10 protein-coding genes and 1 pseudogene are annotated in these 15561 nt (G+C 74.9%); 4 read left to right on the top strand and 7 right to left on the bottom strand.

What is annotated here, in order from left to right; genetic code table 11:
- Nucleotides 1-79: 79 nt before the first annotated feature.
- Nucleotides 80-1885, top strand: coding sequence for a polysaccharide biosynthesis tyrosine autokinase (locus CBP52_RS17155; RefSeq protein WP_094181978.1), 1806 nt, complete (start codon nt 80-82; stop codon nt 1883-1885).
- Nucleotides 1886-1980: 95 nt separating this feature from the next.
- On the opposite strand, the gene CBP52_RS17150 is transcribed toward CBP52_RS17155, so the two are convergent.
- The 5 genes and pseudogenes from CBP52_RS17150 to CBP52_RS17130 all read right to left on the bottom strand — a co-directional run bounded on the left by CBP52_RS17150 (nt 1981) and on the right by CBP52_RS17130 (nt 6645).
- Nucleotides 1981-2427: an adenylyltransferase/cytidyltransferase family protein gene (locus CBP52_RS17150; RefSeq protein ID WP_094181977.1), complete on the bottom strand. Its 447-nt coding sequence runs from the start codon at nt 2425-2427 to the stop codon at nt 1981-1983.
- Between the two features lie 132 nt (nt 2428-2559).
- Nucleotides 2560-3513, bottom strand: a complete 954-nt coding sequence (locus tag CBP52_RS17145) for a glycosyltransferase family 2 protein (RefSeq protein ID WP_232514816.1) — start codon at nt 3511-3513, stop codon at nt 2560-2562.
- Nucleotides 3510-4298: a CDP-alcohol phosphatidyltransferase family protein gene (locus CBP52_RS17140; RefSeq protein WP_094181976.1), complete on the bottom strand. Its 789-nt coding sequence runs from the start codon at nt 4296-4298 to the stop codon at nt 3510-3512. The genes CBP52_RS17145 and CBP52_RS17140 overlap by 4 nt, the downstream gene beginning before the upstream one ends.
- A gap of 43 nt (nt 4299-4341) precedes the next feature.
- Nucleotides 4342-5484 (bottom strand): annotated as a pseudogene (locus CBP52_RS17135) (DUF1972 domain-containing protein); the annotation flags it as partial.
- Between the two features lie 135 nt (nt 5485-5619).
- Entirely contained in the window at nt 5620-6645 is a 1026-nt protein-coding gene (locus CBP52_RS17130; protein WP_094181975.1) for a hypothetical protein, read from the bottom strand.
- A gap of 175 nt (nt 6646-6820) precedes the next feature.
- Between CBP52_RS17130 and CBP52_RS17125 the strand changes: the two genes are divergently transcribed.
- The 3 genes from CBP52_RS17125 to CBP52_RS17115 all read left to right on the top strand — a co-directional run bounded on the left by CBP52_RS17125 (nt 6821) and on the right by CBP52_RS17115 (nt 11613).
- Nucleotides 6821-8971: a glycosyltransferase gene (locus CBP52_RS17125; protein WP_232514576.1), complete on the top strand. Its 2151-nt coding sequence runs from the start codon at nt 6821-6823 to the stop codon at nt 8969-8971.
- A 66-nt stretch (nt 8972-9037) separates the two neighbouring features.
- Nucleotides 9038-10108 (top strand): polysaccharide pyruvyl transferase family protein, encoded by a 1071-nt coding sequence (locus CBP52_RS17120; protein ID WP_157732714.1) that lies wholly within the window; start codon nt 9038-9040, stop codon nt 10106-10108.
- A 2-nt stretch (nt 10109-10110) separates the two neighbouring features.
- Complete coding sequence (locus tag CBP52_RS17115; RefSeq protein WP_232514575.1) at nt 10111-11613, top strand: lipopolysaccharide biosynthesis protein; 1503 nt, start codon at nt 10111-10113, stop codon at nt 11611-11613.
- A 44-nt stretch (nt 11614-11657) separates the two neighbouring features.
- Here CBP52_RS17115 and CBP52_RS17110 read toward each other — a convergent pair whose 3' ends face one another.
- The gene (locus tag CBP52_RS17110) at nt 11658-13754 is read right to left on the bottom strand and encodes an acyltransferase family protein (RefSeq protein WP_198303498.1); all 2097 of its coding nucleotides are present in this window, start codon (nt 13752-13754) and stop codon (nt 11658-11660) included.
- A 19-nt stretch (nt 13755-13773) separates the two neighbouring features.
- Nucleotides 13774-15303 carry a sugar transferase gene (locus CBP52_RS17105; RefSeq protein WP_094181971.1) on the bottom strand — a complete coding sequence of 510 codons (1530 nt, stop codon included), beginning with the start codon at nt 15301-15303 and terminating at the stop codon, nt 13774-13776.
- Nucleotides 15304-15561: the final 258 nt, after the last annotated feature.

Raw genomic sequence — 15561 nt, 5'->3', positions numbered from 1 at the left:
TGAATTTCCCCGTGGGTGCGAGAATTGTCCGGATCACCACCTACCGTTCCGGGGGTCGGCAGCACCACGAAGGAGAGTCATGGAGATCGGCGACTACCTGACCGCGCTGCGCAAGCGCTGGTGGGCGGTCGCGCTGCTCGCCGTCCTCGGTGCCGGCCTCGGGTACGTGCAGGCGTCGGGTGCGACTCCCCTCTACCGGTCGACCGCCAAGGTCTGGGTCTCCCTCGCGCAGGGCAGCGACGTCACCGAGCTCGTGCAGGGCTCGACGTACACCCGCAACCTGGTCGAGTCGTACGTCCAGCTGACGACCGTGCCGCTCGTGCTCGAGCCCGTGATCCAGGACCTCGGGCTGACGGTCACCTCCCGACAGCTCGCCGCCGTGGTCTCCGCCGAGGCCCCCATGGACTCGATGATCATCGAGATCTCGGCGACGAGCCGCAGCGCGACGCGCGCCGCGGACATCGCGAACGCGGTCGCCGGGCAGCTCGCCACGGCGGTCGAGCAGCTCACACCGACCTCGGCCGAGGGCCAGGCGACCGTGAAGATCACGCTGGTGGGCCCCGCGACCCCCGCGGCGGCGCCGTTCGCCCCCAACACCAAGCTGCTCGTCGCGACCGGCGGTGCCGTCGGGCTCGGGCTCGGCGTGCTCGTCGCGCTGGCGTGGGTGCGGCTCGACACCCGGGTGCGCACGACGCGCGACCTACCGGACGGCCGCGTCGTGCTGGGTGAGGTCCCGCACGACCGGGCCGTGACCCGGGACGGTCCCCGCTCCGTGCTCGACCAGCCCCGCAGCGCGCTCGCCGAGGGCTACCGGCGCGTGCGCGCGAACCTCGACTTCCTCGACTCGACCGAACCGGTCCGGGGGTTCGTCGTGACCTCGACCCTCCCCGGCGAGGGGAAGTCGACGGTCTCCGTGAGCCTCGCGCTCGCGCTCGCCGACACCGGCCGGCGCGTCCTGCTGATCGACGCGGACCTGCGCCGACCCAACATCGCCAACGTGCTCGGGATCGAGTCGGCGGTCGGTCTCACGACGATCCTCGCGCGGCGGGCCACGCTCGAGCAGGTCACCCAGCAGTGGCGGCTCGAGAACCTGCACGTCCTGCCGTCCGGACCGGTCCCGCCGAACCCGACCCAGCTGATCGACTCCGCGGCGTTCGCCGACCTGCTCGCGCACGCGCAGGAGGTGTACGACATGGTCATCGTCGACACCTCGCCCCTGCTCGCGGTGTCGGACGGCGCGGTCCTCGCGCGCCGCACGAGCGGCGCGATCCTCGTCGCACGCGCGCGCAAGGTGAGCAGGCGCGAGCTCGCCGAGTCGCTCGACGAGCTCGACGCGCTCGGCGCGGACTGCCTCGGCGTGGTGCTCAACGGTGCGCAACGCCGACGGCGTGCGACGTCGTACGGGTACATGGAGCCGACGGGCCGTCGTCTGGCACCTCCCCGTCGCCCCCGGCGCCGGGGCGGCCGCCCGGACGTGCCGGTCGCGTCGGCACCGTCCCGCCACACGCACGACGAGACGCCGGACCGGGCGCCCGTCAGCCCGACCCGACCCCCCGTGGAACCGGCCGGACCCTCGCTCGAGATGGACCGCCTGTCCGTCGAGCCGACCCGACAGTACGTCGGGTCCGTCCGGTCGCCCGCCGCGCCGGACCGCGAGCGGGCCGCCGGCCCCGAGGAGACCCGTGCACCGGTGACCACCGCCGACGCGACGGAGACGACGGAACCGACGCGCGCACCGTCGTCCGAGCCCACGCCCCTGCCGACGCCGGAACCGGAGCCTGAGCTTGAGCCGGAGCCCACGCACGCGCGGTCGTCGGAGCCCACCGGGGCACCGGAGCCGTCACGGGCATCGACGGAGGGCGCGCACTCCCGCGCCGACGCCTGACGCGGACCGACTCCCGCACAGACTCCCGCACCGACGACGACGCCCGGGTCCCCGCGTGGGGTACCCGGGCGTCGGTACAGGTGAAGGCGCTCGGGTCAGCGCACCGCCTCGGTGAGCGTGGCCGCCTCGGGCTCGAGGAGCGCGAGGGCGCGGCGCAGCGCCGTGCTCGAGGTGTGCATCGTGTAGGGGAAGTAGGCGACCTCGACGCCGACCGCCGCGAACTGCTCCTCGAGCGCGCGCCCCTTGGCGGTGCCACGCCAGTCGTCGCCCTTGAAGATGATGTCGAAGCGGAGCCGCTCCCACATCGCCAGCTTGCTCGGCACGTCCTCGAGCACGGCCTCGTCCACGATCGACAGCGCGCGGACGATCTCGAGCCGCTCGTGCGCGGGGACGACCGGACGGATGCCCTTGGTCAGCTCCAGCACGTCGTCGTCCACGACCCCCGCGATGAGACGGTCGCAGTGCGCGGCGGCGTGCCGCAGCAGGTTGAGGTGCCCGACGTGGAACAGGTCGTAGGCACCCGGCGCGTATCCAATGGTCATCGAGACTTCCCTTCCACGATGATTCGTCCCGGACCCGCGCCGTTGTGGGTGGCTGACGCTCGGACGTTACCGACATTCCGGACATGGCGACAGGGTGTCCGTCGGGTGAAGAAACGGTTCGCGGTGGGCACGTCAGGTCCCCCGCGCGTAGTCGTAGACGACCCGCCCGAACGCGCCGGTCACCATGCCGCGACCTCGCGCGACGGTCCGCAGACCGCGTGCGTGGTGCTCCGGGGAGCGCGTGAGCGCGCCGACGAGCGCACGGGCCCCGCCCGCGAGGACGCGCGCCGAGCCGAGGGCGATCCCGCGGGCGCGGGCCGCGGCCCGGCCGGCGGTGCCGCTCGCGAGCGCGACGTCGCAGCGCGTGGCCGAGTTCCCGCTGCGGGACGCGCGGTGCAGCACCCACGTTCGCGTCGCACGAGCGGCGGGGACCTCGTCGGTCACGAGCGCCTCGTCGCACCACACCATGGGGATGCCGGCGGCGACCAGGCGGCGCGTGAACAGGGTGTCGGAGCCGCCGCTCAGGCCGAACGCCTCGTCGAACCGGACCCCGGACGCCCGCACGGGGGGCAGGTCGAGCAGCAGGTTGTTGGTCGCGGCGACGACGACGGGCGTCCCGGTGCGCAGGCGGCGGCGGTCGAAGAACCGGCCCGCTCGCACCCAGGCGTCGGGCTCGACCTCGAAGCGCGAGACGACCGGGCCGACGACGCACGCACCCGTGCGGCGGTGCGTCGCGAGCAGCTGCGCGAGCCAGTCCTCGACGGGTCGCTCGTCGTCGTCGAGGAACACGAGCACGTCGGCGTCCCCCACCTCGTCGAGCGCGCGGTTGCGTGCCGCGGCGATGCCCGGGCGTGGCTCGTGCACGTAGCGGACGTGCGGGCCCACGACCGTCTCGCGCGCGCCCGCGTCGGGGTCGTTGTCGACGACGAGCACGCTCACCTCGTCGTCCACGGACCCGACCTGCGTGCGCAGCGACTCGAGCACGGCTGCGAGGTCGTCGGGGCGGCGGTAGGTGAGCACCGCGACGACGACCGTGAGGGCGCGCGTGCGGTCCTGCTCGGCCAGCTGCTGGCTCGTCTCGGTCACGGCGTCGACACCTGCACCCGGCCGGCGGCGGGACCCGCGTCCGGCGTGACCGCGGGCCGGGCGCCCTGGTCGAGCGCCTTGAGCTCGGCGTACCACTTGCCGCACGCGAGCACGAGGAACGCCGCGGACGCGGCGGTGATGAGCGTGTACGCCACGAGGAAGACGGGCAGCGCGCCGATCAGCACGAACGACCAGCACAGCACGCCGTAGTCCATGGGCAGCACGAGCAGGGAGCGCAGCGACGCACCGCGGCCGCCCTCGGGTGCGCGTGACTGGACGCCCCGGGCGCGGCGCAGCTGCTCGGTGAGGATCATCGCGAAGAACAGGACGCTGGTGACCACGGCGGAGACGAGCGGGACGGCGAGCCACCGGTCGTCGACGTCGGGCGCGCGCCACAGCCCGACGAGCAGCCCGAGCGGGAGCATCACGGACTTGCCGGCGTCGACCACGTGGTCGAGCCACTCCCCGGCGCTCGACCCGCGGCGCTGGAGCCGGGCGACCTGGCCGTCGGCGGAGTCGAGCGCGTACCCGAGGACGAGCGCGGCGGCGACGGCCACGCCCGTGCCCCACGTGAGCGGGAGCGTCGCGAGGCCGACGATGCCCGCGAGCGTGAACAGCGCGCTGATGCCGGTCACCTGGTTCGGGCTGAGCCCGGCGACGTGCGCGCCCGCGGCGAGGAACCGGCCGAGGCGTCGGTTGACGAACCGCGAGTAGGCGGGCGCGGACCTGGCCGCGGCCTTCTGCGCGTCCTTGAGCTCGCGGAGGGCGTCGGTGTAGCGGCTCATGACGCCTCCGCCGTGGCGGCCGCGAGCGGCTGCGGCTCGGGCGCCGGGCGCCGGCGGCCGAGCCCGCGGGGCGCCGTACCCGACGCTCCGCGAGCCGGACGGCCAGGTCCGAGTACCGTGCGGCGACGTCGTCCCAGTCGTAGTCGAGCGCGCGGCGCGCGAGGTCCCGGCCGCGGTCGCGGCACCCGTCGGGGTCCCGCTCGGCGGCGGTGAGCTCGCGCGCGACGTCCGCGGGGGTCGTGAAGTAGCGGCCGGCGTCGCCGAGCACCTCGCGGTTGAACGAGACGTCGAACGCGAGGGTCGCCGTGCCCGCGCCGATCGCGCGCAGGAGCGAGGGGTTGGTGCCGCCGACGCTGTGGCCGTGCACGTACGTGAGTGCGTGGGCGTACAGGGTGTCGAGCAGCTCCTGGTCCCACACGCCCCCGAGCAGGCGGACCCGGTCGTCCGCGAGCGACTCGACGCGGCGCGTGTACTCCGCGGCGTACGGGGCGGAGCCGACGACCACCAGGGGCTCGCGGCACCCGCTCGCGACGTAGCCCTCGACGGCGACGTCCACGTGGTTCTCGGGCTCGAACCGCGCGACGACCAGGTGGTAGCCGCCCGACGTGAGCCCCAGCTCGGTGAGCCGGTCCGCCGGGACGTCACCGAGGCGGGGTGCGCCGTACGCGATGATCTCGGTGGGCGCCGCGAACTCGCGCTGGTAGTAGTCCGCGATGCCCTGCGCGTCCGCGATGAGCGCGTCCGACCAGCGCACGGCCAGCGCCTCGGCGTTGCGGTAGTACCGCCGGCCGGTCCCCGACCACTTGGAGCGCTTCCACTCGAGCCCGTCGACGTGCGTCGCGACCGGCATCCGCGCGGCTCGGAGCACCGGGAGCCACGGCGCGTTCGCGGCGTTGAACAGGATCACCGCGTCCGCCCGGTGGCCGAGCAGGTGGCCGACCGAGAGCCCGGTGTGGGAGAGCGTCTCGAGCGCGCGGTGCCGCAGCGCGGGCAGGTGCACGAGCCGCATCCCGAGGTGCTCGGTGAGCCGCGGCTCACCCGCGACGGGCCGGCAGTAGACGGTCACGGGGTGTCCCGCCGCGACCAGCCGGCACCCGATCTCCTCCGCCGCGGTCTCGAAGCCCCCGTAGCGCGCCGGCACGCCGCGCGTGCCGACCAGTGCGACGTGGGGACGATGGGATGTCACGTGGCGCTCTCCTCGGATCGACCTCACAGACGGGTCGAGTGTGCCCCCGGAGTCGGACGAACGGTACGAATCCACCCGTTTTTCGCCCGCTGGTCGTAACGATTCACCACTGTGGCGGCCCTGGCGGCCGCGGTGTCACCTGATCGCGCGTCGCCGCACCGCGCGCAGCGCGGACGCGTAGACCTCGCGGTGCCGCTCGACCACCTCGGGCCACGAGCGTCGGCTCAGGTCAGGGCCGTCGACCGGCCCGTCCGCGGTGGCCTTGAGCGCCGCCGCGAGCGCGTCGGCGGTCAGCGGCCCGTCGAACCGCTGGACCCACCACGCCCCCACCTCGCGCGCGAGCGCGTCCGTGACCTCGTTCGCCGGGACGAGCACGGGCCGACCGAGCGTGAGGGCCAGCAGCACCGCACCGGAGTTGTGCATCGCGCGGTACGGCAGCGCGACGAGCTGCGCGGCACCGACCTCGGCGACCAGCTCGGCGTCGGTGAGGTGCCGCAGCTCGGTGCCGACGCGGGGGTCGTCGCCCGCGGCGGCCTCGATCTCGTCGGCGGCCGTCGGCCCGGCGGGCCTGCCTGCGACCCGCAGGCTCGACTCCGGGTCGTCGAGCCCGCGGAACGCGTGGACCAGGTCGAGCACGCCCTTGTACGGCCGCACCAGCCCGACGTAGGCCACACGGCCCGGCGTGGCGGCGGGCAGCGGGTGCGCGGCGTACCAGTCGCCGTAGTCCGCGAGCGGGATGGTCGACGAGCGCGCCTCGTCGGGCACCGGCGTCGTGTCGTTGAGCCGCACCCACCACGTGGTGCGCCGGTCGCACACCCGCAACGCGACGCGGCCCCACCACGGCTGCCGCTCGTGCGGCGCGAGGTTGTGCAGCGTCCGCACGACGGCGGTCCGCCGCACCGCGCAGCGCGCGAGGACCACGACGAACGCGGCCGACGCGAGCACGCTGCGCCACGCGCTCGACTTGGTGACGACGACCTCCGGCCACTGCACGTGCAGCACGTGGTACCGCCCGAGCAGCGCCTCGCGCCAGCTGAACGTCCGCACGTCGAGGTGCTCGCGCAGCCCCTGCAGCAGCAGCGTCATGTGGGGGTTCGTCGACGGACGGGGCTCGCCGAACGACTGCAGGACGACGGGCGGACGGTCGTCGTGACGGGTCACGGTCCATCCCTCCCGGCGCGTGCGCGCGCCCTGTCGTCGTCCCCCGGCGGTGTCCGGATCGTACCGATGTTCACCCTCGCGGAGGCCCGCTCCGGCCCTCCGGGGTCGCTAGGGTCGCTGGCCGGGGGCGGTTCCAGAACCGACCCCGCAGACGACGAGCCGGGAGGTGCCCCCAGTGACCGACGCGGTCGTCGTCGTGAACCACCGTTCGCACGCACTCCTCGCGACGTACCTGGCCGCGACGACGGACGGCCTGGAGGCCACGGTCGTCGTCGTGGACAACTTCTCCGACGACGACGAACGCGCCGCGGTCTCCCGGCTCGCCCGCGAGCGCGGCTGGCACCTCGTCACCGCCCCGAACGACGGGTTCGGCGCGGGCGTCAACCGCGGCGTCGAGGCCGCCCGCGCGCTGGGTGCGTCGGTGTTCCTCGTGCTCAACCCCGACCTGACGCTCACACCCGCCGGCGCGCGCGAGCTGCTCGACCTGGCCCGGGCCGACCACGACGCGCTCGTCGCGCCGCACGTGCTGCGGCCCGACGGCTCCGTCTGGTCCCAGGGCGGCCTGCTCGACCGGACCACCGGCCGGACCCGCACCCGGCCGGAGCTGGTGGGCGACGAGCCCGACTGGCTCACCGGCGCGTGCCTCGCGGTGCACGTCGACCTGTGGGACCGGGTCGGGGGGTTCAGCGAGGACTTCTTCATGTACTGGGAGGACATCGACCTCTCGGTGCGCGTCGCCGCCGCGGGCGGCCACCTGCTCGTCGCGCCCACCACCGCGGTGCACGACGTCGGCGGGACGCAGGAGCACGGCGGGTCGCGCCGCAAGTCCGACCTCTACTACCGGCACAACTGCCGCGGCCGGCTGGTGTTCGCGGCGCGCAACCTCGAGCCGGAGCTCGCGCGGCGGTGGGTGCGCTCGGCGCCGCGGTACGCGCGCGACGTCGTCCTGCGCGGCGGGCGCCGCCAGCTGCTGCGGTCGCCCGGACCGGTGCTCGCCGCGCTGCGCGGCACGCTCGAGGGTGCCCGGTTCGTGCGCCGCGGCGCACGCCGGCCCGCGGCCGAGCGCCCGCTGCGCGTGGTCGTGGCGCACCCGTCGCCGGACCTGTACGGCTCCGACCGCCAGCTGCTCGAGTCGCTGCGCGCGCTCACCGCGCGCGGGCACCGCGTGACGGTCGTGCTCCCCCACGAGGGTCCGCTCGTGCCGCTCGTCGTCGACGCGGGCGCGCAGGTGCGGATCGCGGGCTTCCCCGTGCTGCGCAAGTCCGAGCTCGCCCCCACGCGCCTGCCGCGGCTGCTGTGGGGCTCGCTCACCGCGACGCTCCGGGCGGCCCGCCGGCTGCGCTCCGACCGGCCGGACGTGCTGTACGTCAACACGGTGACCATCCCCGTGTGGGCGGCCGCGGGCCGCCTCGCGGGAGTCCCGACGCTCACGCACGTGCACGAGGCCGAGGACGGCAACCGCATGGTCGCGACCGCGCTCGCGCTGCCGGTCCTCGCGTCCCGGACCGTCGTCGCGAACTCCGCGGCGGCCCGCGAGGCGCTCGTGCGCGCCGTCCCGCGCCTGGCCCGTCGCACGCTCGTCGTGCACAACGGCGTCGCCGGCCCGCCCGACGGCCCCGTCGACGCCCCGACGGACGCCGAGCGCGCCCCGGGCGCACCGTGGCACCTGGTCTCCGTCGGGCGGCTGTCGCCCCGCAAGGGGACAGACGTCGCGCTCGAGGCGGTCGCGCTGCTCGTGGCCGCGGGCGAGGACGTGCGGCTGTCCGCCGCGGGGACGACGTTCGCGGGCTACGAGTGGTTCGAGGACGAGCTACGGACCCGCGCGCGGCAGCCGGACCTCGCGGGGCGCGTCGAGCTCCTCGGGTACGTGCACCCGACCTGGGACCTGCTGGCGTCCGCGGACGTCGTGCTCGTCCCCTCGCGCGCGGAGCCGTTCGGCAACACCGCCGTCGAGGCGCTCCTCGCGCGCCGCCCGCTCGTCGCGTCCGACGTGCAGGGCCTGGCCGAGGTGGTCCGCGACGGCACCACCGGCCTGCTCGTCCCACCCGGAGACGCGCACGCCCTCGCCGACGCGGTCGCGGCCCTGCTGCACGACGAGCAGCGCCGCCGCACGCTCGCGTCCACGGGCGAGGACGACGCGCACGAGCGGTTCTCGTTGCGGCGCTACGCCGACGACGTCGTGGCGGCCGTGACCGGCACCGCCGGGGACGCGACCAACCGGGCGAGCACCCCGGGGAGCACCACGGCGACCACCCCCGTGGGCGACCCCGCGAGCACCCCCAAGTTCACCCGCACGCCGGACGGCGAGCTCGAACCCTTTGTGTAGATTCGTCCGGGTCGACGGCGCCGGGGCCTCGACCCGGTACCGGGCCCGGCGAGAGGTGAGACAGACGTGCGAGCACTGGTCCTGTGGGCCGACGACAGGTCACCCAACCTGGGGGTCCGCGCCCTGGCGCACGGCACCGCGGCACTCCTGAGGCGGGCGTTCGACGACGTCACGGTCGAGTTCCAGAGCTCGGGCCGAGGCGTCGCGCCCGTCCCCGTCGGCGGTCCGCGCCAGCTCGTGCGCGAGCACGTGACCGGGCACCACGGGCTGCGGCGCTGGATCAGCGGGTACGACGTGGTGGTCGACACGCGCTCGGGCGACAGCTTCGCCGACATCTACGGCCTGCCGCGCCTCACGACGATGTCGCTCATGGCCGAGCTCGCGACCCGCTCCGGCGTGCCCGTCGTGCTCGGGCCGCAGACCATCGGGCCGTTCTCGACGCTCGCCGGGCGGGCCGTCGCCCGTCGGTCCCTCGCACGCGCGACCACCGTCATGGCGCGCGACCACCTCTCCGCGCAGGCCGCCGCGTCGCTCGGGCGCGAGGTCGACGTCCTGACGACCGACGTCGTGTTCGCGCTGCCCGTGCCCGAGGTCGAGCGCGACCGCGACGTCGTCCTCAACGTCTCCGGCCTGCTGTGGCAGCCCGGCCCGCACGTCGACGCGACCCGCTACCGCACGACCGTCACCACGATCCTCGACGAGCTCACGGCGCAGGGCCGCCGCGTCACGCTCCTCGCGCACGTCCTGGCGTCCCGCGGTCACGACGACGACGTGCCCGTGGTGCGCGAGCTCGCGGCCGAGCGCGGCCTCGAGGCCGTGGTCCCCGAGGACCTCGACGAGGTGCGGCGCGTCGTCGCGTCCGCGACCGTCGTCCTCGGGTCCCGCATGCACGCGTGCCTCAACGCGCTGTCCGTGGGCACGCCCGCGGTCCCGCTCGCCTACTCGCGCAAGTTCGCCCCGCTGCTCGAGGCGCTCGGCTGGCACGCGACGGTCGACCTGCGCGAGGACCCGGACCCGGCGGCCACCGCGCTCGCGCTCGTCGCGGACCCGACGCTCGCCGCGCAGGCCGCGCGGGTGCGCGAGACGGCGCTCACGGCGCTGCTGCCGGCCGAGGCCGCGCTGCGCAAGCTGGCCTGACCGTGGCCGGCGACGACGACGTCCTGCAGGCCGGACCGGCCCTCGGGAAGCGCGCCGCGCGCGGCGCGATCGTGACCGTCGGCAGCCAGGTCGTCCGGATGGCCGTGCAGGTCGGCGGCGTCGTGGTGCTCGCCCACCTGCTCACGCCGCACGACTACGGCCTGGTCGCCATGGCTCTCGCCGTCGTCGGCATCGGCGACCTGTTCCGGGACTTCGGCCTGTCGTCCGCCGCGATCCAGGCGCAGCGCCTCACCCGGCAGCAGCGCGACAACCTGTTCTGGCTCAACACCGGGATCGGCGCGCTGCTCGGCGTTCTCGCGTTCGCGTGCGCACCGCTCGTCGCGGCCCTGTACGACGAGCCCGACCTCGTCCCGATCACGCGTGGGCTCGCCCTGACGTTCCTGCTCAACGGCATGGCGACGCAGTACCGGGCGCACCTCACACGGCACATGCGCTTCGCCCAGCTCGCGGCCGTCGACGTGGCCTCCCCGCTGCTCGGCCTCGTCGCGGGCATCGTCCTCGCGGTGTCCGGCGCGGGGTGGTGGGCGCTCGTCGGGCAGCAGGTCATGACCGCCGCGACGCTCGCGGCGGGCGGGGTGATCGCCGCGCGCTGGCTGCCCCGGCGCCCGCGACGCGGCGAGCCGATGGCCGGGCTCCTGCGGTTCGGGTGGAACCTCCTGGGCACCCAGCTCGTGGGTTACGCGAGCAACAACGTCGACTCGCTCACCATCGGTCTGCGGTTCGGCGCGCAGCCCCTGGGCGTCTACAACCGCGCGTTCACGCTGCTCATGCAGCCGCTCACGCAGCTGCGCGCGCCCTCGACGACCGTCGCGCTGCCCGTCCTGTCCCGGCTGCGCGACCAGCCCGAGCGGTTCGGTGAGTTCGTCCGGCGTGGCCAGCTCGCGCTCGCGTACACGCTCGTCGCCGGGCTCGCGTTCGTCATCGCGGCCACCGGCCCGCTGACCTCGATCCTGCTGGGCCCGCAGTGGCTCGACGCCGAGCCCGTGCTCCGGTTCCTCGCGGCCGCGGGCGTGTTCCAGACGCTCGCGTACGTCGGCTACTGGGTGTACCTCGCGACGGGCCTGACGAACGTCCTGCTGCGGTACACGCTCGTGTCGGCGTCGATCCGGATCACGTGCGTGCTCGTCGGGAGCATCTGGGGGGTCGTCGGTGTCGCGGCGGGGTACGCGGTCGCGCCGATGCTCGCGTGGCCGCTGTCGCTGTGGTGGGTCGCCCGCCACACGCCCGTCCCGCTGCGCGCGCTGCTCTCGGGCGGCACGCGCGCGGTCGTCATGTTCGGTTCCTGCGCGCTCGCCGGCTGGGCCGCCTCGACGCTCGTGACGGGCGCGTGGGCGCAGCTGGCGCTCGCGCTCGTCGGCGTCGGCGCTGCGTTCGCGCTCTGGTACCTGACGGTGCCGCGGGTGCGCAAGGACCTGAGCGAGGTCGCGTCCGTGGTGCACACGGCGCGCGGGACGCGCAGCGCCGCCCCCGCGCCGGCCGCCTGACGGCCGCACCGCCCGACGAGCCCTCGTCGTCGGCGGTGGTCCCGTCAGTCGAGCACCTCGTCGAGCGCGGCTCCCAGGCTCGGCGCGAGCGAGCGCATGTACGTCGTCGTGACGTGCTGCGCCTGGTGGTAGACGAGGACGTCGCCGATGACGGCCGGGCACGTGTCCTCGACGCAGAACCGGTCGGTCAGGTCCACGAGGTCCGCGCCCGGGGTCTGCGAGACGGCCTCGACGAGCGGGTCCGCGCGAAGGCTCCGACCGGGGTCCGTGCCGCACCCCAGCGGCCCGCGCTCCTCGACGCAGACGGGCGTGCTCGGGATCCCGGCGTGGGTCGGGTCGGGGTTGTCGCGGATCGCGACGACCTGCGAACCCGCCTCGAGCAGCGGCGCCCACGCGTCGGTGAACCCCTGCACACCGGACGGGTCCTCGGTGTAGACCGTGCCCGCCAGGGCCGAGGTCACGACCACGTCGAAGTCGCCCTCGGCGAGCGCGCGCAGGACGTTGCGCTCCCACACGCCGCACGCCTCGTTCGACGTCCCCCGGCCCGCGGGGCGGGTCTGCGTCACGGGGCAGCCCGAGCGCAGGTAGGTGGTGACCTTCCAGCCGCGCTCCTCGCCCACGAGGTCGAGCGCGGGCGCCCACTGCGCGGCGTGGGAGTCACCCACGAGCGCCACGGACGTGGCGCCCGACGGGTCGCCGAACGTGCACGTGCGGGCCTCGGTGGTGGTGCTGCGCACCTGGCACCCGCGGTTGAGGATGCCGAAGTCGTCCAGGTCGGCGATGACCGGGTCCGGCACGACGTCGCCGCCCGGCGCGCAGTCCGCGTCCAGCGCCGCCGCGCCGAAGCAGTCCCCCGCCGCGGCGACGCGCGCGTCGAGCTCCGCCCATGCCTGCTCCCGCCGGTGCTCGACCGTGCGGTCGGCCGCGAGGGCCGGGACGGCGACGAGCGCCATGGCGCACGCGACGGCCACCCCGATGACCCCGGGCCGTACGTGGGCGGACCCCGAGCCGGGACGGTAGCGCTCCATGAGCGGCACCTCGACGTACCGGCGGGTCAGGTACGCGAGCGGGAAGGCCAACGCGACGGCGGCCACGCGTCCCCTCGCGCCGGACGCCTGCGACACCACGTACGGCAGCAGGACGATCAGCGGCCAGTGCCACAGGTACAGCGAGTACGACATGTCGCCGACGACCTGCACCGGACGCCACCGCATGATCCGCGCGGGCCCCCACCGGGTCTCGGGCAGACCGGCCGCCAGGACGGCGGCCGCGGCCACCACCGGGATGCCGGCGACCCACCCCGGGAACGGCGTGCGCGCCGAGAACAGCAGCGCGCAGGCGCCGATCACCGCGAGCCCCGCCCAGCTCGCGAGCGCGCGGCGGTCGCGGGGCAGGAGCCCGAGCCGGTCGGCGACCAACCAGGTCAGACCGCCCGCGGCGAACTCCCACGCGCGCGTCGTCGTGACGAAGTACGCGGCCGACGGCTCCTGCGCGGTCCGGTACACCGACCAGGCGAGCGAGACGAGCGCGAGCGGGACGAGGACGGCAGCGAACGCGAGGCGCCACGAGCGGGTGCGCCGCGAGACCAGGAGCCCGAGCAGCAGGAGCGCCGGCCACACGAGGTAGAACTGCTCCTCGGCCGACAGCGACCAGAAGTGCTGGACCGGGCTGACGTTCGCGGCCGGGGCCGAGTAGTCCGTCGCGTTGCCGGCGAGCACCCAGTTCTCGACGTAGAGGGCGCTCGCGGCGATCTGCTGCCCGAACTGCGGCCACCGGCTCTGCGGCACGACGGCGAGCGTGACGGCGAGCGTGAACGCCAGGACCAGCAGCGACGCGGGCAGCAGGCGCACCGCGCGGCGCGCGTAGAAGCCGCGGAACGTGAAGGTCCCGCGGCGCAGCGGCTTGACGATGTGCGCCGTGATGAGGAACCCGGAGATGACGAAGAAGACGTCGACGCCGATGTAGCCGCCCGGCAGGCGTGCGGGCGCGACGTGGTACGCGAGCACGAGCAGCACCGCGACCGCGCGCAGCGCCTGGATCTCGGGGCGGATCTCGCTCGCCGACCCGCGCAGGCGCTGCGCGGTCGGCACGTCGTCGGCGCGCTCCTGCTCGGCGAGGCGGGCGCTGCTCGTCGCCGTCACGGCCACTGCGGTCCGGCCCTCAGTAGGCGCCGGTGGAGAGGAACACGGCGCGCGCGGTCTTCCACAGGATCATGAGGTCCATCGCGAACGACCAGTTGTCGGCGTACCGCAGGTCCAGACGCACCGAGTCGGCCCAGTCGAGGTCGGAGCGTCCGCTGACCTGCCACAGGCCCGTGAGCCCCGGCTTGACGCGCAGGCGGCGGTGCACCTCGTCCTCGTACTCGCTGACCTCGCCGGGCAGCGGCGGTCGGGGGCCGACGAGCGACATGTCGCCCCGCAGCACGTTCCACAGCTGCGGGAGCTCGTCGAGCGAGTACTTGCGCATGAACCGGCCCAGCGGCGTGACGCGCGGGTCGTCGCGCATCTTGAACAGCACGCCGTTGCCGTCGGAGGAGGCCTCGAGCGCGGCCCGGCGGGCGTCCGCGTCGACGTACATCGAGCGGAGCTTCCACATGGTGAAGGGGCGCCCGTCGACCCCGATCCGCGTGTTGCGGTAGAACGCGGGCCCGGCCGAGGTGAGCCGGACCGCCGCGGCGAGCACCAGCACGACGGGTGCGGCGGCGAGCGCGAACAGCGGCGACAGGATCCGGTCCATCACGGCCTTGGCGACGATCCGCCGTCGCGGCGGCGCCACCTCCACCTCGAGCAGCGGCAGGATCCCGACGGGCCGCACGCTCAGGCGCGGCCCGCTGACCTCGACGAGGTCCGGCATCATCACCATCTCGGCGCCCGCGCGGTCGAGCGCCCAGCCGAGCCGGCGCGCGGCGGGGCCGCTCAGCGTGCCGCTGGTGACGATGACGACCTCGATCGCGTAGTCGGAGACGACCTGCGCGATGTCGGCGACCGCCCCGAGCACGGGGACGTCGACGAGCGGTGCGCGGTCGTCGACGGACGGCAGGCAGAGCCCGACGACGTCGTAGCCCTCGTAGGCGGTCTGCTGGAGCTCGTACGTCGCGCGGGACGCGTCCTGGGGCCGCCCGACGACGAGCGTGCGGCGCATGTCCAGGCCGTGCTGACGCCGGTGGTGCAGCCGCTTGCGCGCGGCGTACCGCAGCAGGCAGGCGAACGCGACGGCGCTCGGGATGCCCGCGAACACCACGGCGCGCGGGACGGGCAGCTCGAACGTGAAGGCGAGGCCCACCACGGCCGCGGCCACGGCCAGCCCGCCGGTGACGACGGACTGGAACTCCTGCGCACCGACCCCGATCCGACGGGCGTCGTAGCCGCGCGTCAGCGCGATCGCGGCCGGCAGCACGACCCCGGCGGCCGCGGCCCACGCGAGCGTCGCCCCCTCGACGCCGATGGTCGTCGCGGTGAGCGCGAGCGCCACGAGCGACGCCGACAGCGCGTCGGTCACGACGAGCAGGGCGCGCGAGCGCCGCGAGCGCACCGCCCAGGTCCGTGCGACGACCGTCGGGGCGTTGAACGGCGTCCTGCGCGGTTCGAAGGGTCGCGTCGACGCCCACGACCGGCGCGGCTCGCGCGAACGGGCGCGGCGGTCGAACGACTCGTAGACGTCAGGTCCACCACGGTCGGCCGTCAGCGTCATGTCAAGCCCCCCCCAGGGTTCCCATGCGTACGGCGAGGTTACTGCGCGATCCGTCCCTGTCTACACCGCTTCGTCCGATTTCACCCGGTTCGCTGTCACTCGACCGAGTGCGCACGGAATTGCGCGCGGGTGAAAAAGCGCAGAAATGCGGATTGTGGCTCGGCTCACGTCCGACTTGGTCCGTACGCCCCAGAAGTCCCGACAAACAACGCGTAACCATGGAATGGCCGCGGAGAGCACATCCCCCCGCTCTGGTCC

Source organism: Cellulomonas sp. PSBB021, from assembly GCF_002240455.1.
In the GTDB taxonomy this organism is placed as follows: Bacteria; Actinomycetota; Actinomycetes; order Actinomycetales; family Cellulomonadaceae; genus Cellulomonas; species Cellulomonas uda.
Note: the sequence above shows the minus strand (reverse complement) of the source record. Positions and strands in the feature narration are given on the sequence as shown.

What these genes read in the sequence shown, in the direction of transcription:
- CBP52_RS17155 (WP_094181978.1), top strand. Translation starts at nt 80, where the DNA reads ATGGAGATCGGCGACTACCTGACCGCGCTGCGCAAGCGCTGGTGGGCG.
- CBP52_RS17150 (WP_094181977.1), bottom strand. Translation starts at nt 2,427, where the DNA reads ATGACCATTGGATACGCGCCGGGTGCCTACGACCTGTTCCACGTCGGG.
- CBP52_RS17140 (WP_094181976.1), bottom strand. Translation starts at nt 4,298, where the DNA reads ATGAGCCGCTACACCGACGCCCTCCGCGAGCTCAAGGACGCGCAGAAG.
- CBP52_RS17105 (WP_094181971.1), bottom strand. Translation starts at nt 15,303, where the DNA reads ATGACGCTGACGGCCGACCGTGGTGGACCTGACGTCTACGAGTCGTTC.